Origin of the sequence: Giesbergeria sp. (assembly GCF_028686475.1) — a bacterium.
Taxonomy (GTDB): domain Bacteria; phylum Pseudomonadota; class Gammaproteobacteria; order Burkholderiales; family Burkholderiaceae_C; genus Simplicispira.
Genome location: NZ_JAQUCA010000009.1, coordinates 96,115 through 120,141, shown reverse-complemented (window position 1 = coordinate 120,141; position 24,027 = coordinate 96,115). Strand labels below are relative to the sequence as shown.

20 protein-coding genes are annotated in these 24,027 nt (G+C 59.0%); 10 read left to right on the top strand and 10 right to left on the bottom strand.

Annotated features, from left to right (window positions below):
- Positions 1–53 precede the first annotated feature (53 nt).
- Positions 54–389: a helix-turn-helix domain-containing protein gene (locus PHX60_RS08510; protein WP_300076726.1), complete on the top strand. Its 336-nt coding sequence runs from the start codon at positions 54–56 to the stop codon at positions 387–389.
- A 21-nt stretch (positions 390–410) separates the two neighbouring features.
- Positions 411–1,484, top strand: a complete 1,074-nt coding sequence (locus PHX60_RS08505; protein ID WP_300076724.1) for a transposase — start codon at positions 411–413, stop codon at positions 1,482–1,484.
- Here the strand turns inward: PHX60_RS08505 and PHX60_RS08500 are convergent.
- Entirely contained in the window at positions 1,465–1,755 is a 291-nt protein-coding gene (locus PHX60_RS08500) for a hypothetical protein (protein WP_300076722.1), read from the bottom strand. The genes PHX60_RS08505 and PHX60_RS08500 overlap by 20 nt on opposite strands.
- A gap of 13 nt (positions 1,756–1,768) precedes the next feature.
- The gene (locus PHX60_RS08495; protein ID WP_300076720.1) at positions 1,769–2,407 is read right to left on the bottom strand and encodes an MBL fold metallo-hydrolase; all 639 of its coding nucleotides are present in this window, start codon (positions 2,405–2,407) and stop codon (positions 1,769–1,771) included.
- A gap of 110 nt (positions 2,408–2,517) precedes the next feature.
- Between PHX60_RS08495 and PHX60_RS08490 the strand changes: the two genes are divergently transcribed.
- The 5 genes from PHX60_RS08490 to PHX60_RS08470 all read left to right on the top strand — a co-directional run bounded on the left by PHX60_RS08490 (position 2,518) and on the right by PHX60_RS08470 (position 7,890).
- On the top strand, positions 2,518–4,596 hold the full coding sequence (locus PHX60_RS08490) for an RNB domain-containing ribonuclease (RefSeq protein WP_300076718.1): 2,079 nt from the start codon (positions 2,518–2,520) through the stop codon (positions 4,594–4,596).
- A 51-nt stretch (positions 4,597–4,647) separates the two neighbouring features.
- Complete coding sequence (locus PHX60_RS08485; protein WP_300076761.1) at positions 4,648–5,472, top strand: TonB family protein; 825 nt, start codon at positions 4,648–4,650, stop codon at positions 5,470–5,472.
- Positions 5,469–6,317, top strand: a complete 849-nt coding sequence (aroE, locus tag PHX60_RS08480) for a shikimate dehydrogenase (protein WP_300076716.1) — start codon at positions 5,469–5,471, stop codon at positions 6,315–6,317. The genes PHX60_RS08485 and aroE overlap by 4 nt, the downstream gene beginning before the upstream one ends.
- 16 nt (positions 6,318–6,333) lie before the next feature.
- A complete protein-coding gene (gene ruvC / locus PHX60_RS08475; protein ID WP_300076714.1) occupies positions 6,334–6,882 on the top strand; it encodes a crossover junction endodeoxyribonuclease RuvC in 549 nt (182 codons plus the stop codon).
- A 96-nt stretch (positions 6,883–6,978) separates the two neighbouring features.
- Complete coding sequence (locus tag PHX60_RS08470; protein ID WP_300076712.1) at positions 6,979–7,890, top strand: bifunctional GNAT family N-acetyltransferase/nucleoside diphosphate kinase regulator; 912 nt, start codon at positions 6,979–6,981, stop codon at positions 7,888–7,890.
- A gap of 78 nt (positions 7,891–7,968) precedes the next feature.
- On the opposite strand, the gene ychF is transcribed toward PHX60_RS08470, so the two are convergent.
- On the bottom strand, positions 7,969–9,063 hold the full coding sequence (gene ychF, locus PHX60_RS08465; protein ID WP_300076710.1) for a redox-regulated ATPase YchF: 1,095 nt from the start codon (positions 9,061–9,063) through the stop codon (positions 7,969–7,971).
- Between the two features lie 180 nt (positions 9,064–9,243).
- Here ychF and PHX60_RS08460 point away from each other — a divergent pair, with 180 nt between their 5' ends.
- A complete protein-coding gene (locus tag PHX60_RS08460; protein WP_300076708.1) occupies positions 9,244–10,338 on the top strand; it encodes an NAD(P)-dependent alcohol dehydrogenase in 1,095 nt (364 codons plus the stop codon).
- 50 nt (positions 10,339–10,388) lie between these two features.
- Here the strand turns inward: PHX60_RS08460 and PHX60_RS08455 are convergent, their stop codons facing one another.
- From PHX60_RS08455 to PHX60_RS08445, 3 genes are read right to left on the bottom strand one after another with little or no spacing between them, the layout of a single operon-like run.
- Entirely contained in the window at positions 10,389–11,048 is a 660-nt protein-coding gene (locus PHX60_RS08455) for a nitroreductase (protein WP_300076706.1), read from the bottom strand.
- A 38-nt stretch (positions 11,049–11,086) separates the two neighbouring features.
- On the bottom strand, positions 11,087–11,869 hold the full coding sequence (gene cysE, locus PHX60_RS08450) for a serine O-acetyltransferase (RefSeq protein ID WP_300076704.1): 783 nt from the start codon (positions 11,867–11,869) through the stop codon (positions 11,087–11,089).
- Between the two features lie 52 nt (positions 11,870–11,921).
- Positions 11,922–12,683, bottom strand: a complete 762-nt coding sequence (locus PHX60_RS08445; RefSeq protein ID WP_300076702.1) for an RNA methyltransferase — start codon at positions 12,681–12,683, stop codon at positions 11,922–11,924.
- A gap of 150 nt (positions 12,684–12,833) precedes the next feature.
- Between PHX60_RS08445 and PHX60_RS08440 the strand changes: the two genes are divergently transcribed.
- Positions 12,834–13,736, top strand: a complete 903-nt coding sequence (locus PHX60_RS08440) for an inositol monophosphatase family protein (protein WP_300076700.1) — start codon at positions 12,834–12,836, stop codon at positions 13,734–13,736.
- 18 nt (positions 13,737–13,754) lie between these two features.
- Here PHX60_RS08440 and PHX60_RS08435 read toward each other — a convergent pair whose 3' ends face one another.
- The 4 genes from PHX60_RS08435 to glmS form a co-directional block, all read right to left on the bottom strand.
- Positions 13,755–14,990: a two-component system response regulator gene (locus PHX60_RS08435; RefSeq protein ID WP_300076698.1), complete on the bottom strand. Its 1,236-nt coding sequence runs from the start codon at positions 14,988–14,990 to the stop codon at positions 13,755–13,757.
- A 32-nt stretch (positions 14,991–15,022) separates the two neighbouring features.
- Complete coding sequence (locus PHX60_RS08430; RefSeq protein ID WP_300076696.1) at positions 15,023–19,192, bottom strand: response regulator; 4,170 nt, start codon at positions 19,190–19,192, stop codon at positions 15,023–15,025.
- A gap of 24 nt (positions 19,193–19,216) precedes the next feature.
- Positions 19,217–21,463, bottom strand: a complete 2,247-nt coding sequence (locus tag PHX60_RS08425; RefSeq protein ID WP_300076694.1) for an EAL domain-containing protein — start codon at positions 21,461–21,463, stop codon at positions 19,217–19,219.
- Positions 21,464–21,535: 72 nt separating this feature from the next.
- Positions 21,536–23,407 (bottom strand): glutamine--fructose-6-phosphate transaminase (isomerizing), encoded by a 1,872-nt coding sequence (glmS, locus tag PHX60_RS08420; protein WP_300076692.1) that lies wholly within the window; start codon positions 23,405–23,407, stop codon positions 21,536–21,538.
- Between the two features lie 79 nt (positions 23,408–23,486).
- Here glmS and PHX60_RS08415 point away from each other — a divergent pair, with 79 nt between their 5' ends.
- The gene (locus PHX60_RS08415) at positions 23,487–23,987 is read left to right on the top strand and encodes a YbhB/YbcL family Raf kinase inhibitor-like protein (protein WP_300076690.1); all 501 of its coding nucleotides are present in this window, start codon (positions 23,487–23,489) and stop codon (positions 23,985–23,987) included.
- Positions 23,988–24,027: the final 40 nt, after the last annotated feature.

The following is a 24,027-nucleotide window of genomic DNA, read 5'->3' as shown; positions in this document are numbered from 1 at the left end:
CGAGCGGCACTTGCAAAGTGCCTTTTTTTTTGGATAAGGAATAAAATCATCTGATGCAAATTGGCAACCGTTTTCGTTGTTACCCCACTCCGGCACAAGAAAAAGTGCTGTTGCAATGGATAGGTTGCCAGCGCTTTATCTACAACGCCAAGGTGCAAGAAGACCGCTATTTTCGCACCTTTGCCCGCAAGTCACTCGACCATACCGGGCAGTTTGCCCCCATCGACCAACAATATAGCCAGTTCAAGCACCCAGAACTGACCCCGTGGCTCTCGGAGGTGCCTAGCCAGCTGTTACGCAATGGTGCCGCCAAATGGATGCAGGCTTACAGCCGCTTCTTTGCCGGTTTAGGTGGCCGCCCCACTATCCAAGCCAAGTATGGTAAATAATCGGTATGGCTTACGCGCGAATTGTTTTCCTTTGAGCCTATCAAAGATGAGACCGGAAAAGTCACGCACCACCTGCTGCATCTTGGCACCAAAAAGCATCCCCTGGGCTGCTTGGCTTTTACAGCGCACCGTGATTACGCGCTGCCAGCTTCCATCCACCTGAGCATCCATGCCGGACACAGGCATGTGTCCTTTAACTATGACGATGGCATTGCTGAGCCTAGCGTTGAGGAAATCACCCAATGGCTACGCAGCTTCAGCACTGCTGAACTAAGCAGCGTCACACTGGGTTTGGACAGAGGTGTCCAGATTCCACTGGCGGCCAGCAATGGACAGCAGTTTGATTTCCGGGCAATAGAAAAAAAGCGTTTAGTCCAGCAAGAAAAACACAAAAAGCGCTGGCAACGCCGCCAAGCGCGAAGAATGCAAGGTTCAAGGCGTTGGAAAAAAGCTCAACGGCGCGTAGCCCAATGCCAACAATACGCTACTGACCTGCGCCGCGATTTTTGCCACCAAACCAGCCATGCCTTGGTAGCAGACCCTGCTTACAAGCTGTATGTATTGGAGGCACTGAAAGTCAAGAACATGACTACCAGTGCCAAGGGTGATGCCGAGAAACCGGGCAAAAATGTCCAGCAAAAAGCCGGGCTGAACCGCGCCATCTTGGCTTCAGGTTGGGGCCAAATCAAGGTTTACACGCACTACAAAGCCTTGCGTGCAGGCAAACTGTGCATCGAAGTGCCCGCACACTATTCTTCGCAGGAGTGCAGCCACTGCGGTTTCACTCACCCAGACAACCGGCGCTCTCAAGCCGCGTTTGTTTGCCAAAGCTGCCATTGCACCGACAACGCCGATACCAATGCCGCCAAAGTGCTGGTTAAACGCGGAGTAGCCCTGATGCTGGGCGAGGATGTAGCCAAGAAGAAAGTCAAGCGAGGAAGGGTTAAAAAACAAAAGGTAGGGGCGGAATGCTCCAAACCGGCTGGGGCAACCCAGCCTACGCTCGTAGAGACATGGGTAAACCGTCCAGATGGCAACATCTTGGCGTTCCAGTCGATGAAGCGAGAAACCCCAGCTACAACGCTTTGCGTTTAGCTGTGGGAGATTTCATCACCGCGTTCACGGCGCGGTCGCGCGCGCTCCAGGTATCGTTGGCCAAAAAAGCCAACGTTAGGCCAAACAGCACGCTAATCACGTTGATAAACGGCGGCACCACCCCGCCCAGACTGGCCAGCCAAGGGTCCAAGCGCGGGTGCTGCAAACTGCGCTGCACCAGCAGTACTGCCGCGCCCGTACCAACCACGGCCAAAAAAGCGTAGCCGTAGTGGTCGTACATCACCCAATGGAACTGCCAACCGGTGGCCATAGATGCGTCCAGCTCAGGTACCACCCACGTAAGGATTGCTGCGACGCTCGCGGCCAAAAGTGCTTTCGGGGCCGTGGCCCGGAATAAACACCGTGGCATCGCCCATTGGCCACAGGCGCTGGGTGATGCTGTCAATCAGTTGCTCGTGGTTGCCTTGCGGAAAATCCGTGCGCCCAATGCTGCCCGCAAACAACACATCGCCGACAAAGGCACGCTCAATTTGTGGCGCATGGAACACGACATGGCCCGGCGTGTGGCCGGGGCAGTGGCGCACCTGCACCGTCTCTTGGCCCACCGTTACCGTGTCGCCATCGGACAACCAGCGCGTGGGCGTAAAGTGCTGCGCGGGTGGAAACCCAAAGCGCTGGCTTTGCATCGGCAGGCCGTCAATCCAAAATTGGTCGCCGGGGTGGGGGCCAATAATCGGCAAGTGCAAGCGTTCGGCCAATGCGCCCGTGCCGCCAGCGTGGTCAATATGGGCGTGGGTGAGCCACAGCTGGGTCAACTTCAGGCCCAAGCGCTGCACTTGGGCCAACAGACGCTCGATATCGCCACCGGGGTCAATGATGGCGGCTTCGTGGGTGGCATCGCACCAGACAATCGAGCAATTTTGCTCAAACGGTGTGACAGGAACAGTAAGGTATTGAAGCATTGATAAAAACGCCAAATTTTGGCACGGGGTACCAGCAAAACAACAAAGAAAGCGCAAGCTTGCCACACTTCTGATGGCCGCGCTTTGGCTGTGCATGGGACAATAACGCCATGCATGTATTGTTTGAAGATTCCGGCAAATTCCTGGCCGGTCGTATCCTCTCAGAAGCCGAGGCCTCGGCACAGGTAGAACTGGAGTCTGGCAAGCGGGTCAAGGTGAAAACCGCCCACATGCTGCTCAAATTTGACAAACCCAGCCCGCCAGAATTGCTGATGCAGGCGCAAGCCATCGCCAGCGAGATAGAACTGGATTTGGCCTGGGAGTTTGCCCCCGAAGATGAGTTTAGCTTTGCCGATTTGGCCAAAGATTACTTTTCTGAGCAAGCCACGCTGGCGCAGCAAGCCGGTGCTTTGTTCTGTATGCACGACTCGCCGCACTACTTCCGCCGCGCAGGCAAAGGGCGCTTCAAAAAAGCCTCGGCAGAAGTGTTGCAACAAGCCTTGGCCGCCCTAGAGAAGAAAAAAGCCCTCCAACAACAGGTAGCAGATTGGGCGCAGGCCTTGGGCCAAGGCCAATGCCCGCCCCCGATTCGGGAGCAGTTGTACAAAATTTTGTTCAAGCCCGACAAAAACGCGCCCGAATACAAAGCCGTGGTCGAGGCCAGCCGCGCCACCCACACAGCCCCCTTGGCCTTGTTGCAACAAGCCGGGGCGATTGATTCGGCCTACCAATTCCATTGGCAGCGCTTTTTGTTCGACAATTTTCCCAAAGGCACTGGCTTTCCCAGCTTGGAAGCACCCCAGCCACCGGCAGATTTGCCACTGGCCCCGGTGCAAGCCTACTCCATTGACGACTCGCACACCACCGAGATTGACGACGCGCTATCGCTGCAAGGCTTGGGCACCGGCACCGTGGTGCTGGGCATCCACATTGCTGCCCCCGGTTTGGCGATGGTACCCGGCACGCCATTAGACCAATTAGGGCGCAACCGGCTCTCTACCGTCTATATGCCGGGCTACAAAATCACCATGCTGCCCGATGCCGTGGTGCAAATTTATACCTTGGACGAAGGCCGTGCCAATCCAGCCGTCTCGCTCTACGTCACCATCAACGAAGCCACGCTAGAAATCACCGGCACCGAAACCAAATTAGAGCGCGTGCCCGTGGCCGCCAACTTGCGCCACGACCAGCTAGACCACATCGTGACCGAAAGCTGGCTGCAAGATGCGTCCGTCCAAGTGCCCGACACCCCCGAGGTAGTCTCCGCGCTGCGGCCCCAACTGGCCTTTTTGTACCGGCTGGCACAGCACCTGAAAGCCCAACGCGAAGTAGTGCGCGGCAAGCCCGAAAACTTTAACCGCCCCGATTACAACTTCCGTCTGCAAGGCAAACAAGGGGCCGAACCCAACGGCAGCGAAACGGTAGAAATCAGCGTGCGCCAACGCGGCGCACCGCTCGATTTAATCGTCGCCGAAGCCGCCATCGTGGCCAACAGCACTTGGGGCAGTTGGTTGGCCGAGCTGGGCGTGCCCGGCATTTACCGCAGTCAAGCCAGCATGGCCCCCGGCGTGAAAGTGCGTATGGGCACCAAAGCCCTGCCCCACGCCGGTATTGGAGTCAAAAGCTACGCTTGGGCCACCTCGCCGCTGCGCCGCTATGTTGATTTGGTCAACCAATGGCAAATTATTGCCTGCGTGCGCCACGGCAACACCGCTGCTTTGGCCGCGCCGTTCAAGCCCAAAGATGCCGAATTGTTCTCCATCATCAGCAGCTTTGAGGCTACTTACAGCGCTTACAACGGCTACCAATCGAGCATGGAGCGCTTCTGGACACTCAAATACTTGCAACAAAATGCAATCACCGAGTTAGAGGCCACGGTCCTCAAAGAGATGCCCGGCGGCGATTGCCTGGTGCGCGCCGACACCCTGCCACTGGTGTTTGCCGTGCTGGGGGCGCAAAACCTGCCACGCGGTGCGCGTTTGCGTGTCAAGCTGGGGGCAGTCGATGAAATGGCCTTGGATGTGCATGGCACGCTGCTAGAGCGCCTAGACAACACCAGCGATGCCGAGGCCACCGAATCCGAGGATGAAGAAGACCTTGGTGCTGGTGCTGGCCCCATCGCCATTGCCGTGGATTTGACCGACACCGATACAGAAAACAACACGCCCAGCGCCCCCAGCGTCGGATAATCTGGCCCCGTGAAACCAGCCACCACTACCTTCTTTTCTTCGCTCGACACGCTGCAATGGACTTTGGCGTTCTCTATCGCCATTCATGCAGCGCTGTTGACGGTGCGTTTTGTCCATCCCGAAGCCTTTCATAAGGTTTTTCAAGACACACCGCTGGAGGTGATTTTGGTCAATGCGCGCTCCGATGAGCGCCCCGACCAAGCCCAAGCCATCGCCCAACATGCACTCGCTGGTGGTGGCGAAGCCGCCCAAGGCCGCGCCACCAGCCCGCTGCCCTATTCGGCCTTAACCAAAGTGGGCGACGATTACGAAGAATCGCAACGCCAACTGGATGCCCTGCAAATGCAGCAAATGCGCTTGCTGGCACATTTGCGCCAACAATTGGCCAGTTTGCCGCCTGCCAATCCCAACGTTCAAACCGCCAACAAAGCCATCCAAGAGCAAGAAGAAAAGCGCCGCCAATTGCTGCGCTTGCTGGCCGAAATTGAAAAACGCATCAACGACGAAAACGCCCGGCCCAAAAAGCGCTACATCAGCCCGGCCACGCGCGATGAGGTCTATGCGATTTACTACGACACCATGCGCCGCAAGGTCGAAGACAAAGGCACCACCAATTTTCCTGAACAAAACGGCCACAAAATCTACGGCGAGTTGACCATGATTGTCACCGTCAACCACGATGGCCAAGTGCTAGAAACCGAAGTGGTGCAAAGCTCCGGCAACCGCTTGCTAGACCGCCGCGCCGAAGCCATTGCCCGCGCTGCCGGGCCATTTGAGGCATTTAACGCGGCCATGCGCCGCCAAGCCGACCAAATCGCCGTGGTATCGCGTTTCAAATTTACCCGCGACCAAACTTTAGAGACCGCCGTGCAATGAGCGATAGCACTGATTTTTATGGTGTCATGGGCAACCCGGTAGCGCACAGCCGCTCACCGTGGATACATGCCCGTTTTGCCCAACTCACCGGCGAGAAGCTACGCTACGAACGCCACTGGGTGGCCCTCGATGGTTTTGCCCAAGCCGTGCATGATTTTGCCGCTACCGGTGGACGCGGCTGCAATGTGACCGTGCCGTTCAAACTAGAAGCCGCCGCCTTGGCCAGCCACCGCAGCGAGCGTGTCTTGTTAGCTGGTGCCGCCAATACCCTCAGTTTTAACGCTGGGGCCATTGTGGCCGACAACACCGACGGCTTGGGCTTGGTGGCTGACATCACGCGCAACGCTGGTTTTGAGTTAGCTGGACGCGATATTTTGTTGCTGGGTGCTGGCGGTGCTGGCGCGGGCGCACTCGGGCCTTTGCTGGCCTGCCGTCCACGGCAGGTGGTGGTGGCCAATCGCACCTTGGCCAAAGCCCAAGCTTTGGTCGCTACCCATGCACCACTGGCCGCGCAACACGGTTGCCAACTGCTGGCCACTACGCCAGAGGCGATTCACAGCGATTTTGATTTGCTGATTAACGCCAGCACCAGCAGCTTGGCCGGTGCCGCCGTGCCCGTAGCCGCCAGCGTGTTGCGCCCCGGTGCTTTGGCCTACGACATGATGTATGGTGCCGCCGCGCAAGGCTTTTTAGACTGGGCCAGCGCCCACGGTGCCCAAGGCCGCGATGGCTTGGGCATGTTGGTCGAGCAAGCCGCCGAAGCTTTTGCCATTTGGCGCGGTGTGCGCCCACCCAGCGCCCCCGTGCTGGCCGAGTTGCGCGCCCTACTGGCAGCACCGGCCTAAACCCACCACGGCACCGATGCGTATTTTGGGCATAGACCCCGGCTTGCAAACCACCGGCTTTGGCTTAATTGATGTGCAAGGCCAACAATCGAGCTATGTCGCCAGCGGCACCATCCGCACCACGGGCCTGGCCTTGGGCGATTTACCGGGGCGGCTCAAAGTGCTGTTCGATGGCATTGGCGAAGTGATAGCGCGCTACCAACCCGATGCTGCCGCCGTAGAAATTGTGTTTGTGAATGTCAACCCACAATCCACACTGCTGCTAGGCCAAGCGCGTGGAGCTTGCCTCACCGCCTTGGTGGCGCGCGATTTACCCGTGGCCGAATACACCGCCTTGCAAATGAAAAAAGCCATCGTCGGGCATGGCCGCGCCGCCAAATCGCAAGTGCAAGCAATGGTGCAACGCCTGTTGCAATTGCCCGGCCTGCCCGGCCCCGATGCCGCCGATGCGCTGGGCATTGCCATCACCCACGCCCACGCCGGTGGCGCGATGGCCAAATTAGAAGCCGCCAGCCCCTTGCAACGGCGGCAACATGCGCTGTTTAAGGCCGGGCGCAGTTACTAAAAAGCAAGGTATTTGCTAAAATCAACCATTCAGCGAAAGAACCGTCGTAGCCACAGCTATGAAAGGCTTTCATTCTTGCAGCCAAATGTGGTGAAGATGACTAAGCCTTTTATTTCTTTGTGTCCCGAAATCACTCGGGCCGATGCGTTCCATCTCATGGACTGGTTGGAAGACGAGTCCGTGACCCGCTACCTGAGCGATTCGCGCCATGTCTCGCGCTTTATTGAACAAGTGGTTGGACGGGTGCAATTGCCCACCCTGACCCATCTGTTCAACCAAAGTGGCCGCTTCTTCATGGCCTACGACCGCGAGGACATCCCGGTGGGGTTTGTGCGTTTGGTCAAAAACGGCAGCGACTGCGAAATGGTGCTGGTGATTGGCAACCGCGACAACTGGGGCCGCAAGCTGGGGGCCAATACCATCCGTGCCGGTATGAAGCACGCATTTTTTGAAATGCGCTCCGACAAGCTCATCGCCAAAATTCACACCGAGAACGCCCGCTCCTTAAAAGCCTTCGAGCATTGCGGTTTCTTGTTAGAACGCGAAACGCCTGGCCTCAAATCCTTCAGCATGAGCGCGCAGCGCTACCTCCAGCTGCTGCGCGACAACCCTGCGGACCATGTGACCCACATCCACATCACCGAAATTGACAAAGCGCGGCTCAGAAATTTGCTCGCCTTCGAAGATGCCTCGGAGGTGTTTGAGTTGGAGCATGAGATTGAGCGCGCCATCGTGGTGCATCCACGCCAAGTGGCCGAAGATGTCGTAACAATGAACTCGCGGGCTTTGGTACAGCTAGACGACGAAGCCGTAGAAGTGGCGCTGGTGTACCCAGAAGATGCCGACGATACGGCGGGTAAGCTGTCAGTTTACTCAGGCATTGGTACGGCCATTCTGGGCTACAAAGAGGGCGATGCCTTCGACTGGCGCATGGCCAACCGCACCCGCCATGTCCGCATTGAAAAAGTGCTTTACCAACCCGAGGCGGCAGGCGATTTTCACTTGTAGCATTTGTAGATGGGCGACGCGCAGCCCATCGGGTGCTGGCGTTTTGTCTTGGATAGCCCCAAAACGCCAGCAATCGGCTTAAACGTTGAACAAGAAGTTCAGCACGTCGCCATCTTTGACCACGTACTCTTTGCCTTCGGCGCGCATCTTGCCCGCGTCTTTGGCACCTTGCTCGCCTTTGTACTGGATAAAGTCGTCAAAAGCGATGGTTTGGGCGCGGATAAAGCCACGCTCAAAATCACCGTGAATCACGCCAGCGGCTTGCGGGGCAGTGTCGCCAATGCGAATCGTCCAAGCGCGCACTTCTTTCACGCCAGCGGTAAAGTAAGTTTGCAGACCCAGCAGCTTAAAGCCAGCACGAATCAAGCGATTGAGGCCGGGTTCGGTCTGGCCCATTTCGGCCAAGAACATATCGCGGTCTTCGTCGCTCATTTCGGCCATTTCGGCTTCCATTTTGGCGCAAATAGCCACTACCGGCGCATTTTGGCTGGCGGCATACGCTTGCAGACGCTCTAGGTAGGGATTGTTCTCAAAACCATCTTCAGCCACGTTGCCCACAAACATGGCGGGCTTGGCGGTAATCAGGCAAAAGGATTTGAGCAGGGGCTGGTCTTCTTTGCTCACTTCGACTGTGCGTGCGGGCTGGCCTTGGTCTAGCGCGGCCTGAATGCGCGTGAGCAGGGCCACCAGTTTGGCGGCTTCTTTGTCGTTGCCCGATTTGGCCGCCTTGCTGTAACGGTTGAGGGCTTTTTCTACCGTACTCAGGTCGGCCAAACACAACTCGGTTTGGATGACTTCAATGTCGGCGATCGGGTCCACCCGGTTGGCGACGTGAATCACGTTGTCGTCGTCAAAGCAGCGCACCACATTGACGATGGCATCGGTCTCGCGGATATGGGCCAAAAATTGGTTGCCCAAGCCTTCGCCCTTAGAGGCCCCGGCCACCAAGCCTGCAATATCGACAAACTCCACAATCGCGGGCACGATGCGCTCCGGATTGATAATTTTGGCCAAGTCTTGCAAACGTGGGTCGGGCACTTCAACCACGCCGGTATTAGGCTCGATGGTGCAGAAGGGGTAGTTTTCGGCAGCAATGCCCGCTTTGGTCAGGGCGTTAAACAGGGTGGACTTGCCCACGTTAGGCAGGCCAACGATGCCACATTTGAGGCTCATGAAAATTCCTTATAAATCAGCAAACTGGCTGCGTGCTTGCACCCGCTGCCCAGATGCCAGATTGTAGAGAAGAACCCGTTTGGGTTATTACCCCAATGACAAGCGGCGGTTTTTCGGTTACACCCTAGGACGTGGCGTGCTGTGCGTGCGCCATGTTTTTTCACTGCATAGGAGTTTCCGATGAGCATGATGAAAGCTGCCGTTTTTGTGGCCCCTGGTCGTATCGAGTTGGCCGACAAACCCATCCCCGATGTTGGCCCCAACGATGCCTTAATCCGCATCACCACCACCACCATCTGCGGCACCGATGTCCACATCCTCAAAGGCGAATACCCAGTAGCCAAGGGCCTGACGGTGGGCCATGAGCCGGTGGGCGTGATTGAAAAACTCGGTAGTGCCGTCACTGGCTACACCGAAGGCCAGCGCGTGATTGCCGGGGCTATCTGCCCCAATTTCAACTCGTATGCAGCGCAAGATGGCGCCGCATCGCAAGATGGCAGCTACCTGATTCCCGGCGGCCTGTGCGGCTGCCACGGCTACAAAGCCACGGCGGGTTGGCGTTTTGGCAACCTGATTGACGGCACCCAAGCCGAGTATGTGCTGGTGCCCGATGCCCAAGCCAACTTGGCCCCGATTCCCGATGGCCTGACCGATGAGCAGGTGCTGATGTGCCCCGACATCATGTCCACTGGCTTTAAGGGCGCAGAAAACGCCAACATCAAAATTGGCGATACGGTCGTGGTATTTGCCCAAGGTCCCATTGGTTTGTGCGCTACCGCTGGTGCGCGCCTGCTGGGGGCCACCACCATCATTGCCGTCGATGGCAACGACCACCGTTTGAGCATCGCGCAAAAAATGGGTGCCGACATTACGCTCAATTTCCGCAATGTGGATGTGGTCAGCGAGGTGATGCGACTGACCGGCGGCAAGGGGGCCGATAGCTCCATTGAGGCACTGGGCACGCAAGCCACCTTTGGCCAAGCAATGAAGGTACTGCGCCCCGGTGGCACTTTGTCGAGCTTGGGGGTTTATTCCGAAGACTTGACGATTCCGCTGGCACAGTTTGCCGCAGGCTTGGGCGACCACACCATCCGCACCGCCTTGTGTCCCGGCGGTAAAGAGCGTATGCGCCGCCTGATGAACGTGATTGCCTCCAACCGTTTGGATTTGGGCGTGCTGGTCACACACCAGCGCAAACTCGATGACATTGTCGAGGCTTACGACTTGTTCGCCCACCAGCGCGATGGCGTGCTAAAAATTGCCATCAAGCCCTAAGCTGACCCCTAGGCGAAAGCCCCAGGGCCAGTAGCCAGCAGGTGCGCGGCTTAAAAACCGCGCATCGTGGCCCACTCGTCAAACGGTGCGCGGCCTGCTACCAAGGTGTTAATGGGCGCGTCGGGGTCTGCATAGCCCAAAGCGATGCCGCAAGCGATGGTGTAGGGCTGGGGCAGGCCCAAGGGTTGGCGCAGTACCTCGGTGTATTTGCGCCAAAAACCTTGGGCGCAGGTGGCCAAGCCTTGCTCGGTGGCTTGCAGCATCAACGATTGCATGTAGATGCCCACGTCCATCCATTGCGGCTCGCCCATGCGCTCGTCAATGCAAATAAAAATACCCACCGGCGCACCAAAAAATTGGGCATTTTTGGCCAATTGCTGCAAGCGTCCGGCTTTGTCTTCGCGTGGGATGTTCAGGGTGCGGTACAAGGCTTCGCCATTGGCAAAACGGCGGCTGCGGTAAGGCTCCCACAAATTGGGCGGGTAGGCCATGCTGTTGGCGTACTCTTCCGGGTTCGATTCATTGGCGGCTTGCAGCACTTGGGCCAGGGGTTCGCCGGTCAGGGCTACCACGCGCCAAGGTTGTAGGTTACCCCCCGATGCGGCACAGGCGGCGCGCTCTACTATCTCACGCACCACGGTGCTGCTGGGGGCTTGGGGCAAAAAGGCACGCACTGAGCGGCGCTGTTGCAAGGCTTGGAATACGTCCATCGGTTTGCTCTCCTCAAATAAAAAACAGTGTCGTAGGCTTATTTGCCCACCAAGGCATTGAGCTTGTCGGCCTCAAAATGTTCTTGGCGTGCCGCATCGACGGGCACGCAATCGGGGCTTTGGCTGCTGGCTGGGGTGGCGGCTAATTTTTCTATCGCTTGCCAGAGCAGAGCAATTTGGTGTTCTTGTGTGCTGGCGCTGTCTATCAGGCCGCGCAGGGCTTGCGCGAGTGGGTCATCGCTTTGCGTGACACCATAGGCCGAAAAACCCATTTTGGAGGCTGCTTCTTCGCGCCGCACGTCGGCTTGGGCCTCAATAATGCGCGCCGGGTTGCCCACGGCGGTGGCCCCAGCGGGCACCGGTTTGGTGACGACGGCATTGCTGCCAATTTTGGCCCCATCGCCCACAGTAAAGCCGCCCAATACTTTGGCCCCAGCACCTACCACCACATTCGCCCCCAAGGTCGGGTGGCGCTTAGCCCCTTTGTACAAAGACGTACCACCCAGCGTAACCCCGTGGTAAATGGTGCAACCGGGACCGATTTCGGCGGTTTCGCCAATCACCACGCCCATGCCGTGGTCAATAAAGACGCAGGGGGCAATTTGTGCGCCGGGGTGGATTTCAATGCCAGTGAGCCAGCGCGCGGTGTGCGAAATAAAACGCCCCAACCACTTCAGGCCGTGCGTCCAGCACCAGTGCGCGCGTCGGTGCAGCACCAGCGCGTGCAGGCCGGGGTAGCAGGTAAGCACCTCCCAGCGGCTACGCGCAGCGGGGTCGCGCTCTAGGATGCACTGGATGTCGGAGCGCAGGCGGGTAAACATGGGCAAATCAGGGCAACAGTGCAGATAGAGGAGCTAAAAACAGCAAGCAAGTTTAGTCTTTTGCCCGTGCTGCTTCGAGCATGGCTTTGGCAACACCACGCAGGATGTGGATTTCTTCGGTTTGCAATTGCACCCGGTTGAACAATTGGTTCAGGCGCGGCATCAGCTTTTTCGGCGAGGCCGGATCTAAAAAGCCAACGGCCACCAGCGCTTGCTCCCAGTGGGCCAACATGCCGGCCACCTGCGCGGCATCGGCACGCGGCGGTACGGCAGCGCTAGGGGCTGGCGTGGCATCAGCGGTTGTAAAACCACCCAAGGCTTGGCGCCACTCGTAGGCAATCACTTGGATGGCCGAAGCCAGATTAAGTGAGCCAAACTGCGGGTTGGTCGGAATCTGCAAAGCCACGTCACAGCGATAGACGTCTTCATTGGCCATGCCAAAGCGCTCGCAGCCAAACAAAAAACCGATGCCGGTTTCGCGGCTGGCCAAGGGCGGCAACTGGGGTTGCAGCAGCTGCTCAAAATGCTGGCGTGGAAAGCGGCTGGGCGGGCCAAAATCACGCGGGGTCATGGCGGTGGCGCACAGGTGGCTGAGGCCGTCCAGGGCTTCATCCAGCGTCTCGACGATGCGGGCGTTTTTCAGCACATCCAAAGCGCCGCTGGCACGCTGGATGGTTTCTTCGCGGCGCAATACATTGGGCCAACGCGGGGCCACCAGCACCAAGTCATCAAAGCCCATCGTTTTCAGGGCGCGGGCAGCGGCACCGACATTGCCAGCGTGGCTGGTTTGAATCAGGATGAATCGGGTTTTCATGGATTGACGTGGGTGGAGATGCACAGAATGCAGGCAGCAGGGCTAAAATCGGGGGTCTTATTGTCGCAGCGCGCATCGCCGGGCTGTGTTCTTCTTGTTCTTGGCCTGTGCGTTGCCGTTTTTAACCCAGCGCACCCACTCCTACAATTTATGTCGTCCAATCTGCACCCCATGCTCAACGTGGCCATCAAGGCTGCCCGCGCCGCCGGCGCTCTCATCAACCGCGCGGCCCTAGACGTGGAGGCGGTGCGTATTTCGCAAAAGCAGATTAACGACTTCGTGACCGAAGTGGACCACGCCAGCGAGCAAGCGATCATTGAAACCCTGCTCACCGCCTACCCCGGCCACGGCATTCTGGCCGAAGAATCGGGCAGCGAATACGGGGCCAAAGATTCGGAATTTGTCTGGATTATTGACCCACTGGACGGCACCACCAACTTTATCCACGGCTTCCCGGTCTATGCCGTGAGCATTGCACTCTCAGTGCGCGGCAAAATTGAGCAGGCAGTGGTCTATGACCCCTCGCGCAACGATTTATTCACGGCCACCAAGGGCCGGGGTGCTTACATCAACGACCGGCGCATCCGCGTGAGCAAGCGCACCCAGCTCAAAGACAGCCTGATTTCTACCGGCTTCCCGTTCCGCCCCGGTGACAATTTCCAAAACTACCTACGCATGATGGCCGACGTGATGCCGCGCACCGCTGGCCTGCGCCGCCCCGGTGCCGCCGCCTTGGATTTGGCCTATATCGCCGCTGGTTATTGCGATGGCTTTTTTGAAACCGGCCTGAGCATTTGGGACATTGCCGCAGGCTCTTTGCTGGTGACTGAGGCCGGTGGCTTGGTGGGCAACTTTACGGGCGAGGCCGACTTTTTAGAGCAAGGCGAATGCTTGGCGGGCAACCCACGCATTTATGGCCAGTTGGTCAGTATTTTGGGCAAATACAGCCAATTTGCCAGCGCTGGCGAAAAGGCCGGCCTGCGCCAAGCCGATGCTGCCGACAGTGCAGACACGCCAGCGCCCGCCAGCGACAGCCCCGACGCACCGTTTTAAGCGCTGGTGTCGTTGGGATTAGGCGCGCCCGTCTTCGTCGGCATCGGCCAGCCAGCAGCGCGCTTTGGGACTTTGCGCTACCGGTTTGGGCTGCCCAATTTGGGCGACTGGTCTGCGGTCGCCATCGGGGTAATTGCGCGCGATGCGCCGAAAATCATCGGCGATGTCGATGAACGCATCTATCACCTTCGGGTCAAACTGGGTGCCCCGGCCGCGTAGTAGCATGGTGCAGGCTTGCTCGTGGGTAAAGGGCTGGGGGCGGTAAATGCGTGGATGCACTAAGGCATCATAGACATCGGCCAGCGCCATCAGGCGGCCCGGCAGCGGAATTTCTTCGCCCACCAAACCCTCGGGGTAGCCGCTGCCATCCCAATGCTCGTGGTGGCTATAAGCCATGTCTTTGGCAATCCGCAAAAAGGGCACGCGCATTCCGAGGCGGCGCTCGGCCCCCTCGATGGCTTTGCGCCCCAAAATAGGATGGCGCTGCATGGTGGCGTACTCTTCGGGCGTGAGTTTGCCCGGCTTGAGCAAGATAGCATCCGAGATACCAATTTTGCCAATATCGTGCAGCGGTGCCGATTTGTAAATCAGCTCAATCATGCGCTCGTTGAGCTGGGCTTCAAACCGTGGCTGCAAGCGCAGGCGCTCGGCCAAGGCTTTGACATACAACTGGGTGCGCCGGATGTGGTTGCCGGTTTCGTCGTCGCGCGTTTCGGCCAAAGAGGTCATGGCCATGATGGTGACATCTTGAATCGCCTGCACCTCTAGGGTACGCAGTGCCACTTCGCGCTCTAGGTAGGCGCTTTTGTCGCGCAAAAAGTCTGCCGTGGCTTTCAGTGCCAAATGGGTTTGCACCCGTGCCAGCAAAATGGGCGGACTGACGGGCTTGGTAATGTAGTCCACCGCGCCCAAGGCCAAGCCTTGGCGCTCGTCTTCGGTGTCGGTGCGTGCGGTTAAAAAAATGACCGGTATATCTTTGGTGCTGTCTTGCGCTTTGAGCTGGCGGCAAACTTCGTAGCCGTCCATGTCGGGCATCATGATGTCGAGCAACACCAAATCGGGCTGGGGTTGAGTTTGGGCGATTTTGAGGGCGCGCTCGCCATTGGCTGCCACTTTAACGCTGTAACGCTCTTTGAGCAATTCGGCCATCAGGGCCAGATTGTCGGGCGTGTCGTCCACCACCAGCACCACGGGCAGGGGCCGCTCGGACCATTGCGGCGGCGGCAAAGGGGGGGTGGCAGAGGCTGCGTCCATGCTTTCTCCTGGGGGGTGGGCGGCGGGTGTGGTCACAATGGTGGCATTGATGGTGGCTGGGCAATGCCCGGTGTAACAGGGGCTTGCGCTGCTTGTTCGGGGCTTTGCACTGGCGGGGGGTGTTGCTCCAGCAGGGTTTGCGCCTTGGCAAAATCGAATTGGCGCACCGCGCTTTGCAAAGCGGGCCAAGCCTTGCCCAAGCCAGCGGCTAAAGCTTGGGCATGGTGTTCTAGGCAGGCTATGGCGGCAGGGTCATCTTGATTCAGCAGGGTGTAAAGCTGTTGCCAAGCCGTGGCAATGCCATCGGCGGAACAGGCATTGTCTGGCATGTGCGGCGGCGTAGGGGCTACAGATTGTGACTGCCAACGTTGTAGCGGCTCTAGCAGCGCTTGCAGTTGCTGGCACAGCGTATCGAGTAAGCCCGATAGCGCGCTGGCACCGGTGCTGCGGGTGGCGTTGCTGGTGGCGTGCTGGCTCAGTTTGTCGGGTTGTGGCTCTAAGGCATTATCCAAGGCGTTGTCCAAGGCTTGCTCTAGGGCAGCGGCACTGGCACTCAGGGCGCTGGCCCCCAAGGTGGCGGCCAAGCCGCGTAAGCTATGGGCCAGATGTCGGGCGCTGTGGTAGTCATTTTGGGCCAAGCTGGCGCGCAGAGTGCTGGCGCTATCGGCATGGTGGCTGGCAAAGCGTTGCAACAAATCGACGTACAAAGCCTGCTTGCCCGAGGCATGGTGCAAACCCAAAGCCATATCCAGCCCGGCGATGGCTGGCGGCAAGGCACTGGGCGATGGTGGTGCAGGGGCGCGCAGTGCTGCTGCCAGGGCTGTGCCGCTGGGCGGGCAGTGGCGTGGGGCAATCCAGTGCTGCAAGACCTGCCACAGGCGTTCTGGCTCCATCGGCTTGGCCAGATGTTCGTTCATGCCCGCTTGCAGACAGCGCTGGCGGTCGGCCTCTAGGGCATTGGCCGTCATGGCGATGATGGGCAGGGTGGCAAAGCGTGGGTCTGCGCGCAGGCAGCGCGTGGCGTGCAAGCCGTCCATGACGGGCATTTGCATGTCCATCAGCACCAAATCGTAATACGGGTGTTGGCTTTGTAGCAGGTTGACGGCAATTTGGCCATCAGCAGCGACATCCACTTGTATGCCGGTTTCTTCTAGCAAGGCGCGCGCTACTTCTTGGTTGAGCAGGTTGTCTTCTACCAGCAGCACACGGGCACCATGCAAGGCGGGCGGTGTCAGGGTGGTGTCGGGCGCTGGCTGGGCGGGGAGCGTTTGGCCCTGGGTGCAGGCCAGCACCTCGACAATGGTGTCGAGCAGCATGGAGGCATTGACCGGCTTGAGCAGCACTTGGACAATGCCGCAGCTGCTGGCCGAGCGCAACACGTCTTCCCGGCCAAAGGCCGTGACCATCGCGATGCGCGGCGGCTGGGCCAAGTCCAGCTCGCCCATGCGCCGGGCCAGCTCTAGACCATCCATGCCGGGCATTTGCCAATCTAACAACACCAGCGCAAAGGCTTGCGCTTGCGTGCTGGCTTGCCACAGCGCGGCCAGCGCTTCGGGGCCAGAATGGGTTTGCTGCACCACAAATCCCATCGATTGCAACATTTCGGCCAGCACCGCCGCAGCGGAGGGGTTGTCATCGACCACCAAGACCCGGCTACCGCGCAACTTGGATGGGGGTTGCAACACTTTTTCTGGGCCACTGCGCTGCACCGGCACGGTAAACCAAAAGCTAGAACCCACACCACGCTGGCTTTGCACGCCCACCTCGCCGCCCATCAGTTCGGCCAAACTTTTGCAGATGGCCAGCCCCAAGCCGGTGCCCCCATACTTGCGCGTGGTGGAGCTATCGGCCTGCTGAAAACTTTGGAATAGCTGGGGCAATTGTTCGGCCTCTAGCCCAATGCCGGTGTCGCGCACCTCAAAGCGCAACAACAGGCCGGATGCGTTTTCTTGCTGCACGCGCACGGCAATGCCAATCTCGCCCTGCTCGGTAAATTTAACGGCATTGTTGGCATAGTTGATGAGGATTTGGCCGATACGCAAGGCATCACCCACCAAATGGGTGGGCACGTTGGGGGCCACATCGTAAATCAGCTCTAAGCCTTGGGCGGCTGCTTTTTCGCCGATGACATCCACCACTCCAGCTAACACTTGGTCCAGCACAAAGGGGCGCGGGTCAATGCGTAGTTTGCCTGCCTCGATGCGCGAAAAATCCAAAATATCGTTCAGGATGCCCATCAGGTGGCGGCTGGCTTGCTCTATTTTGCTGATGTAATCGTGCTGGCGCTGGTTAAGGCCGGTTTGCAGCGCCAAATGGGCCATGCCAATGATGGCGTTCATGGGGGTGCGAATTTCGTGGCTCATGTTGGCCAAAAAATGGGCCTTTTGCGCCGCCGATTGCTCGGCGCGCTCTTTGGCTTGCTGCAAGGCTTGCGCGGCGCGTTGGCGTTCGCTCACGTCTTCTAGTATCCACAGCGAGGCATCCGGGCAGTCTTCTAGTTCTACCCGACGGCCTGATAAGCGGGCTTCAAAATGGCTGCCATCGTGGCGGTACAGTCGCCAATCTATTTGCACTGGCTGCCCACTGAGCAGCGTCGCCCCTACGCGGGCCGAAAATGCTGCTTGCTGCTCTAAGCTACCAAAAAACACCTCGGCACGCTGGCCCACCTGCACCGGCCCGAGTAAGGCTTGCAATGCCGGGTTAAATTTACGCACCACACCATGCCCCACCAACAGCACGGGCGGTGCGTGGTCAAAAATGGCGGTTTGCTCTTGCAGCAACTCGCGCAGGCGCGCCTCTTGCTGGCGTTTGGCTTGCTGCTCGTCTAGTCGATAAGTTACATCTTGTTGCAAACCAATCAGGGCGATACATTGGCCTTGGGCATTCAACACCGGCGAAATGGTGACATCGTCATAGTAGGGGCTGCCATCGCGGCGGCAGTTGATAAATTGCCCCTGCCAGATGTGGCCCGCCATCACGGTGTTCCACATGTCGTGGTAGGTTTGTGCCGGCGTGCGGCCACTGGCCAACATGGTGGGCTTGCGCCCGCGTACCTCGGCCAAGCAGTAGCCGGTGTTGCGCTCAAACTGCGGGTTGACCCACTCGATGATGCCGCTGGCATCGGTCACCACCACGGCCAGCGGGTTGTGTTCGAGGGCGGTACTCAACACCCGTACCCGTTCTAAGGTAGCGGCCATCTGGGCGCGGCTGCGTAGCAAGGCCAGCGCCAGCAGACCGGGCAAAATGAGCAACAACGCTATCAGCAAGCCATAGTGCAGGCTGTCGGTGGGTGACATCAAGGCACTGATGTCGTCCAGCATCACCAACTGCCAGCGGCCTTGCGGGTCGCCCCAATCCAAGGGATGCTGTTGCACCGCATAGGGTTGGCCGTCCAGCACCACCTCGGTGGCACTGGGCGAAAACGGCAAGGCCGAGGCTACGCCATTGTCAAAATACGGGCCAAACTGGCCCAAGGCGGCCAGCTCATCAATGCGCTGCTGTGTCAGTGGGGGTGCCACGGCATACACCCACTCGGGCCGCGTCGCGGCAAAGGCCACTCCTTGGGGCGTGAGCAACAGCATGGGCGTGGCGGCACGGGCCAGCAAGGCATCTAAAGGGGCAAAAGGCAACTGCACCACCAAGGTAGCTGCCTTGCCTGCCGATGCCGCACCAAGGCAGCCAGCAGGCCAAGCGGCCAACAGATAGAGTTGGCGTTCGTGGCTGCTGGCATGGACGATAGCGCGCACTTGCACTGGGAGGTCGGCCCCAGCGGCCACCAGCAGCTGCTGGCGCAAACGCGCATAGGCGCTGCCGGACAGGCCATCGCTGCCGGCCCCCTGTTGGGCTTGGACTTGGCCTTGGGCATCGAGCAAATAGACAGCCTCGGCGGACAAGGCCCGGCGTAGTTTGCCCAGCCAAGGCAGCAGGGTAGTCTGGGCAGGGGTGCTGGCCGTGGCTGGCTTTTGGGTGCAGTGTTCTTGCAAGGATTTAAGCTGCTGGCGCAACAACTGTTGCGCGGCCTGCCCGTCCAGGGCTTGAGCCATCAGGGCCAGCACCTGTGCTTGGGTGGCTTGGCGCTCGTGCAGGCGCTGGCCACGCAAGCCATACACCGCCAACACCGCCCCTAACACGGCCAGCAACAGCACCACCACGGCACCACGCCAGCCATGTAAAGCATGTTGTGGCATCGGATGCTGGAGCATAGGGCGCTGGCCAGTCGCTAAAAATCAGGGCTGGGCGTGCATCAAGGATTGCAAAGCCTGCGCCGAACCCGGACGACCAAACAAATAGCCTTGGAATTGCTCGCAGCCGTGCAGGCGCAAAAATCCCATTTGTCCGGTGGTTTCTACCCCCTCGGCCACGGCCACCAAATCGAGGCTTTGCGCCAAAGCCAAGATGGTACGCACGATGGCGGCATCGTTGGGGTCGGTCAGAACATCACGCACAAAGCTTTGGTCAATTTTGACTTGGTCTAGCGGCAGGCGCTTGAGGTAGCTCAGGCTAGAGTAGCCCGTGCCAAAATCATCTAAAGCAAAGCCCACGCCTTGGCGCTTGAGCTGCTCCATGCGCGCGATGGTGGCATCTAAATCGCCCAACAGCATACTTTCGGTCAGTTCAATTTTGAGGCGCTGCGGATTGGCACCGGTTTGCTTCAGTGTCTCTAGCACCTCAGAGACAAAACTGGGCTGGCGAAACTGGCGCGCACTGACGTTGACGGCTACGCTCAGGTGGGCGGTTTGTCGGTCTGCGGCCCACGCTACCAATTGGGTACAGGCCAGCTGCAAAATGTGCCGCCCCAAGGGCAAAATCAGGCCGGTTTGCTCGGCCAGCGGGATAAAGTCGGCCGGGCTAATCATGCCGCGCTCGGGATGCTTCCAGCGCGCCAGCGCTTCGGCCCCCAAAACTTGCCCCCGGTGGTTGACCACGGGTTGGTACAGGGCGAACAATTCGCCGCGCTCTAGCCCCAAGCGCAAATCAGCCTCTAGGCTAGAGCGCTCCAGTAGCGCTGCCTGCATCGCTGGGTCAAAAAAGCGCTGGGTGTTGCGCCCAGCGGCTTTGGCTTGGTACATGGCCAAATCAGCGCGTTTGAGCAGCTCATCGACGCTGTGGCGCTCATCGCCAAACAGCGTCACGCCAATGCTGGGGGTACTGTAATGCAGCGCACCTGCCAAGGTGTAGGGGGTATTGAGGGCGCGTAGCAGTTTTTCGGCCACGGTTTCGGCTTGCGCGTTGGCAATGGTCAAATCTGCCGACAAGCCATCGAGCATGATGACAAACTCATCACCACCAAAGCGGGCCACGGTGTCGGCATCGCGCACCACGGCCACCAAGCGCTGTGCCACTTGCGTGAGGAGCAAATCGCCTACATCATGGCCTTGGGTGTCGTTGAGGTCTTTGAAGTTGTCTAAATCAATGAACAATAAAGCACCGCGTTGCTGTTTGCGTAGGCACACCGCGATGCTGTGTTCTAAGCGGTTGAGCAACAAACGCCGATTGGGCAAACCGGTCAGAGCATCGTAAAAGGCCAGGCGCTCGATTTCTTCTTCGGCCTGTTTGCGCTCGGTCAGGTCGAGGGTGTAGCCGTGTAGCAGCACGCTGCCATCGGGTTCTTTTTGCAGCACGGCATTGCTCATGTGCCAGCGCACGCTGCCATCTGCGGCATGGACGCGGTACTCGCACTGCCAAGGCTGCAAATCATGCACTGCGCGGGCCATCATCAGGCGCATTCTTTGCAAATCGCTGGCATCCACTTTGGATTCTAGGTGGGCCAAGTCTTGCATGGCCGCTTGGGGCGAGACCCCCAACAGGTCTTGCACCGCATCGCTGATGTAGGGCACGCAGGCCGTGCCATCCGGGCGAATACGGTACTGGTAGATAAAGCCGGGAATTCGGCTGGCAATGCGCTGGATAAAGTCCAATTGCTCGCGCAGTTGGGCCGCTACTTGGTGGCTGTCGGTCACATCCAGCACCACGCCCAACTCCATCACGCTGCCATCGGGGCTGTGGTGCAAGCACATGCGGATACGCAAGCGGCGTACTTGGCCATCCGGGCGCTGCCAGCGGTATTCCAAATCTTGGCCATCCATGCGCCGCAGGGCTTTTTCAAAGGCGACCTCATCATCGGCCAAAATGCCGCTGCGCCCCTGCGCGCAACTGACCCAGTCTTGCTCGGCAAAGCCGGCCAAATGGCACAGGCCGGGTGACCAATAAGCACCGCCCCGGTTATCGCCGCGCATACGCCACCAATAACCAGCACGGGCCAAATCTTCCATCGCTTGAAAAACTTGCGCTTGCTCGCGCAGTTGGCGCTGGGCGCGCTCTAGCTCTTGGCGGGTTTGCTCCAGCGTGGCACGCAAGGCGGCCACCTCGGCAACGCTGTCGGGTAGAGGCGCGGCCAGTGGCCAGGCCGGCAGGGCTGGCGCGTCACCTTCAGGGGGGGCAGAAAATACGGCTCTGGCGTTCAAAAAATTCACGGCGGCGCTGTGATGAAGGAAAAAACGAACATAGTACGCTGCAATGGCCAAACAAAGGTAACAGAGATTTGCTTACTCGACCGTTACACTTTTGGCCAAATTGCGCGGCTTGTCCACATCGGTGCCGCGCGCACAGGCGGTGTGGTAGGCCAGCAGTTGCAGCGCCACCACGTGCAAAATCGGCGACAAAGCACCGTAATGCTCCGGCATCCGAATAACGTGCAGGCCTTCGCTGCTGTCAATCTGGGTGTCGGCATCGGCCAGCACATAGAGTACCCCGCCGCGTGCGCGCACTTCCTGCATATTGCTTTTGAGCTTTTCTAGCAGCGTATCGTTAGGTGCTACTGTAACCACCGGCATGGCACTGGTCACCAGCGCCAGCGGGCCGTGTTTTAGCTCTCCGGCTGGGTAAGCTTCGGCGTGGATGTAGCTGATTTCTTTCAGCTTGAGCGCGCCCTCCAGTGCAATCGGGTAGTGCAAGCCTCGGCCTAAGAACAAGGCGTTTTCCATGCGGGCAAAATCTTCGGCCCAACCGATAATTTGTGGCTCCAAAGCCAGCACGGCCTGCAAGGCCACGGGCAGATGGCGCATGGCTTGCAAATGTGCGGCCTCTTGCGCGGCACCCAAACGGCCTTGGGTTTGGGCCAACACCAAAGTAAGCAAAAACAGCCCGGCCAGTTGCGTAGTAAAGGCTTTGGTGCTGGCGACACCAATTTCTACCCCGGCGCGGGTGATGTAGGCCAAAGCGCACTCGCGCACCATCGCGCTGGTGGCCACATTGCAGATGGTTAAAGTGTGCGCGTGACCCAGGCTTTGGGCATGGCGCAGTGCGGCCAAGGTGTCGGCGGTTTCGCCAGACTGGCTGATAGTGACGACCAGTTGGCGCGGATTGGGCACCGAGTCGCGGTAGCGGTATTCGCTGGCCACTTCTACTTGGGTGGGGATGCGGGCGATGGATTCGAGCCAGTATTTGGCCGTGCAGCCGCTGTAATAGCTGGTGCCACAGGCCAAAATCAGCACCGAATCAATCTGACTGAACACCTGCGCCGCATCCGTACCAAACAATTCTGGCACGATGGCATTGATACCGTCCAGCGTGTCAGCAATGGCACGGGGTTGCTCAAAAATTTCTTTTTGCATGTAGTGGCGATACGGCCCCAACTCAGCGGCACCGCTGTGGGCGTGGACGGTACGCACCGGACGCTGCGCTGGCGTGAGTGGCTGGCCCGCGCCGCTGCTGATGCGGTAAGCGCCCAACTGCACATCGACCACATCGCCCTCTTGCAAATAAACAATTTGGTCGGTCACGCCCGCCAAAGCCATCGCATCGCTGGCGACAAAATGCTCTTGCCCGTCTTGCCCCACACCCAGCACCAAGGGCGAACCCGCGCGCGCGGCCACCATGCGCTGTGGCTCCTGTTGGTGCAGCACGGCAATGGCAAAAGCGCCTTGCAATTGCACCACAGCCGCTTGCACGGCGGCCAACAAATCACCGGCATACAGGCTGTCAATCAGGTGAGCGATGACTTCGGTATCGGTTTGGCTGGCAAAAACATAGCCTTGCGCCTGCAAGGCAGCGCGCAGGGCCTCGTGGTTTTCGATGATGCCGTTGTGTACCAAGGCCACCCGGCCCACGGCATCGGGCTGGCCGCTGGCATCCACCCCTGGGCCATAACTGAAATGCGGGTGGGCATTGCTTTGCACTGGCGCGCCATGCGTGGCCCAACGGGTGTGGGCAATGCCGGTACTGCCTTGCACCGGCACCTGTTGCACTTGTTCTAACAATTCGGCCACCCGTGCCGTGCTACGCGCACGCTGCAAACCACTGCTTGCATGTACCGCGACACCACAAGAATCGTAACCCCGGTATTCCAGCCGTTGCAAACCCTGCACCAATACAGGAACGATATTGCGCGAGGAAACTGCACCAACAATGCCACACATAAGAAAAATTCCGCTAAAAAGGTGCTTCGATTGTGCGTTAAATTGCAAGGTTTCCAGACCTTTATCAGGAGAGTAACCGATGAGTGCCTTCACCCTCAGCAGCCCCGACATCCCCAGCGGCGGCAGCGTACCCCCCGAGTTTGAGTTTGACGGCTTTGGCTGCTCCGGCCAAAACCAATCGCCCGTGTTGCAATGGAGCGGCGCTCCGGTGGGCGCGCAAAGTTTTGCCCTGACGGTGTATGACCCCGATGCCCCGACAGGCTCGGGCTGGTGGCATTGGTTGGTGGTGGATTTGCCTGCTGGCACCACCACGCTGGCCGCCCATGCCGGTGCCCAAGGCGGTGCCCACTTGCCCGCGCCAGCGCGGCAGATTCGCAACGATTACGGCGCTTACGCTTGGGGTGGCGTGTGCCCACCAGCGGGCGATAAGCCGCACCGCTATATCTTCAGCCTCCATGCCCTGAACGTGCCGCGTTTGGAGATTCCCGATGATGCCTCTGCCGCCTTGGCGGGCTTCATGATAAACGCCCACACCTTAGAAAAAGCCAGCTTTACCGCCACCTATGGCCGCCCAGCCTGAACCTTAGGCCGGTTGGGGTATGGCAGCGGCTACCATGCAC

What these genes read in the sequence shown, in the direction of transcription:
- PHX60_RS08495 (WP_300076720.1), bottom strand. Translation starts at nt 2,407, where the DNA reads ATGCTTCAATACCTTACTGTTCCTGTCACACCGTTTGAGCAAAATTGC.
- ychF (WP_300076710.1), bottom strand. Translation starts at nt 9,063, where the DNA reads ATGAGCCTCAAATGTGGCATCGTTGGCCTGCCTAACGTGGGCAAGTCC.
- PHX60_RS08470 (WP_300076712.1), top strand. Translation starts at nt 6,979, where the DNA reads ATGACTAAGCCTTTTATTTCTTTGTGTCCCGAAATCACTCGGGCCGAT.
- PHX60_RS08510 (WP_300076726.1), top strand. Translation starts at nt 54, where the DNA reads ATGCAAATTGGCAACCGTTTTCGTTGTTACCCCACTCCGGCACAAGAA.
- PHX60_RS08445 (WP_300076702.1), bottom strand. Translation starts at nt 12,683, where the DNA reads ATGAAAACCCGATTCATCCTGATTCAAACCAGCCACGCTGGCAATGTC.
- PHX60_RS08430 (WP_300076696.1), bottom strand. Translation starts at nt 19,192, where the DNA reads ATGCTCCAGCATCCGATGCCACAACATGCTTTACATGGCTGGCGTGGT.
- cysE (WP_300076704.1), bottom strand. Translation starts at nt 11,869, where the DNA reads ATGTTTACCCGCCTGCGCTCCGACATCCAGTGCATCCTAGAGCGCGAC.
- PHX60_RS08500 (WP_300076722.1), bottom strand. Translation starts at nt 1,755, where the DNA reads ATGGCCACCGGTTGGCAGTTCCATTGGGTGATGTACGACCACTACGGC.
- aroE (WP_300076716.1), top strand. Translation starts at nt 5,469, where the DNA reads ATGAGCGATAGCACTGATTTTTATGGTGTCATGGGCAACCCGGTAGCG.
- ruvC (WP_300076714.1), top strand. Translation starts at nt 6,334, where the DNA reads ATGCGTATTTTGGGCATAGACCCCGGCTTGCAAACCACCGGCTTTGGC.
- PHX60_RS08440 (WP_300076700.1), top strand. Translation starts at nt 12,834, where the DNA reads ATGTCGTCCAATCTGCACCCCATGCTCAACGTGGCCATCAAGGCTGCC.
- glmS (WP_300076692.1), bottom strand. Translation starts at nt 23,407, where the DNA reads ATGTGTGGCATTGTTGGTGCAGTTTCCTCGCGCAATATCGTTCCTGTA.
- PHX60_RS08415 (WP_300076690.1), top strand. Translation starts at nt 23,487, where the DNA reads ATGAGTGCCTTCACCCTCAGCAGCCCCGACATCCCCAGCGGCGGCAGC.
- PHX60_RS08460 (WP_300076708.1), top strand. Translation starts at nt 9,244, where the DNA reads ATGAGCATGATGAAAGCTGCCGTTTTTGTGGCCCCTGGTCGTATCGAG.
- PHX60_RS08455 (WP_300076706.1), bottom strand. Translation starts at nt 11,048, where the DNA reads ATGGACGTATTCCAAGCCTTGCAACAGCGCCGCTCAGTGCGTGCCTTT.
- PHX60_RS08435 (WP_300076698.1), bottom strand. Translation starts at nt 14,990, where the DNA reads ATGGACGCAGCCTCTGCCACCCCCCCTTTGCCGCCGCCGCAATGGTCC.
- PHX60_RS08490 (WP_300076718.1), top strand. Translation starts at nt 2,518, where the DNA reads ATGCATGTATTGTTTGAAGATTCCGGCAAATTCCTGGCCGGTCGTATC.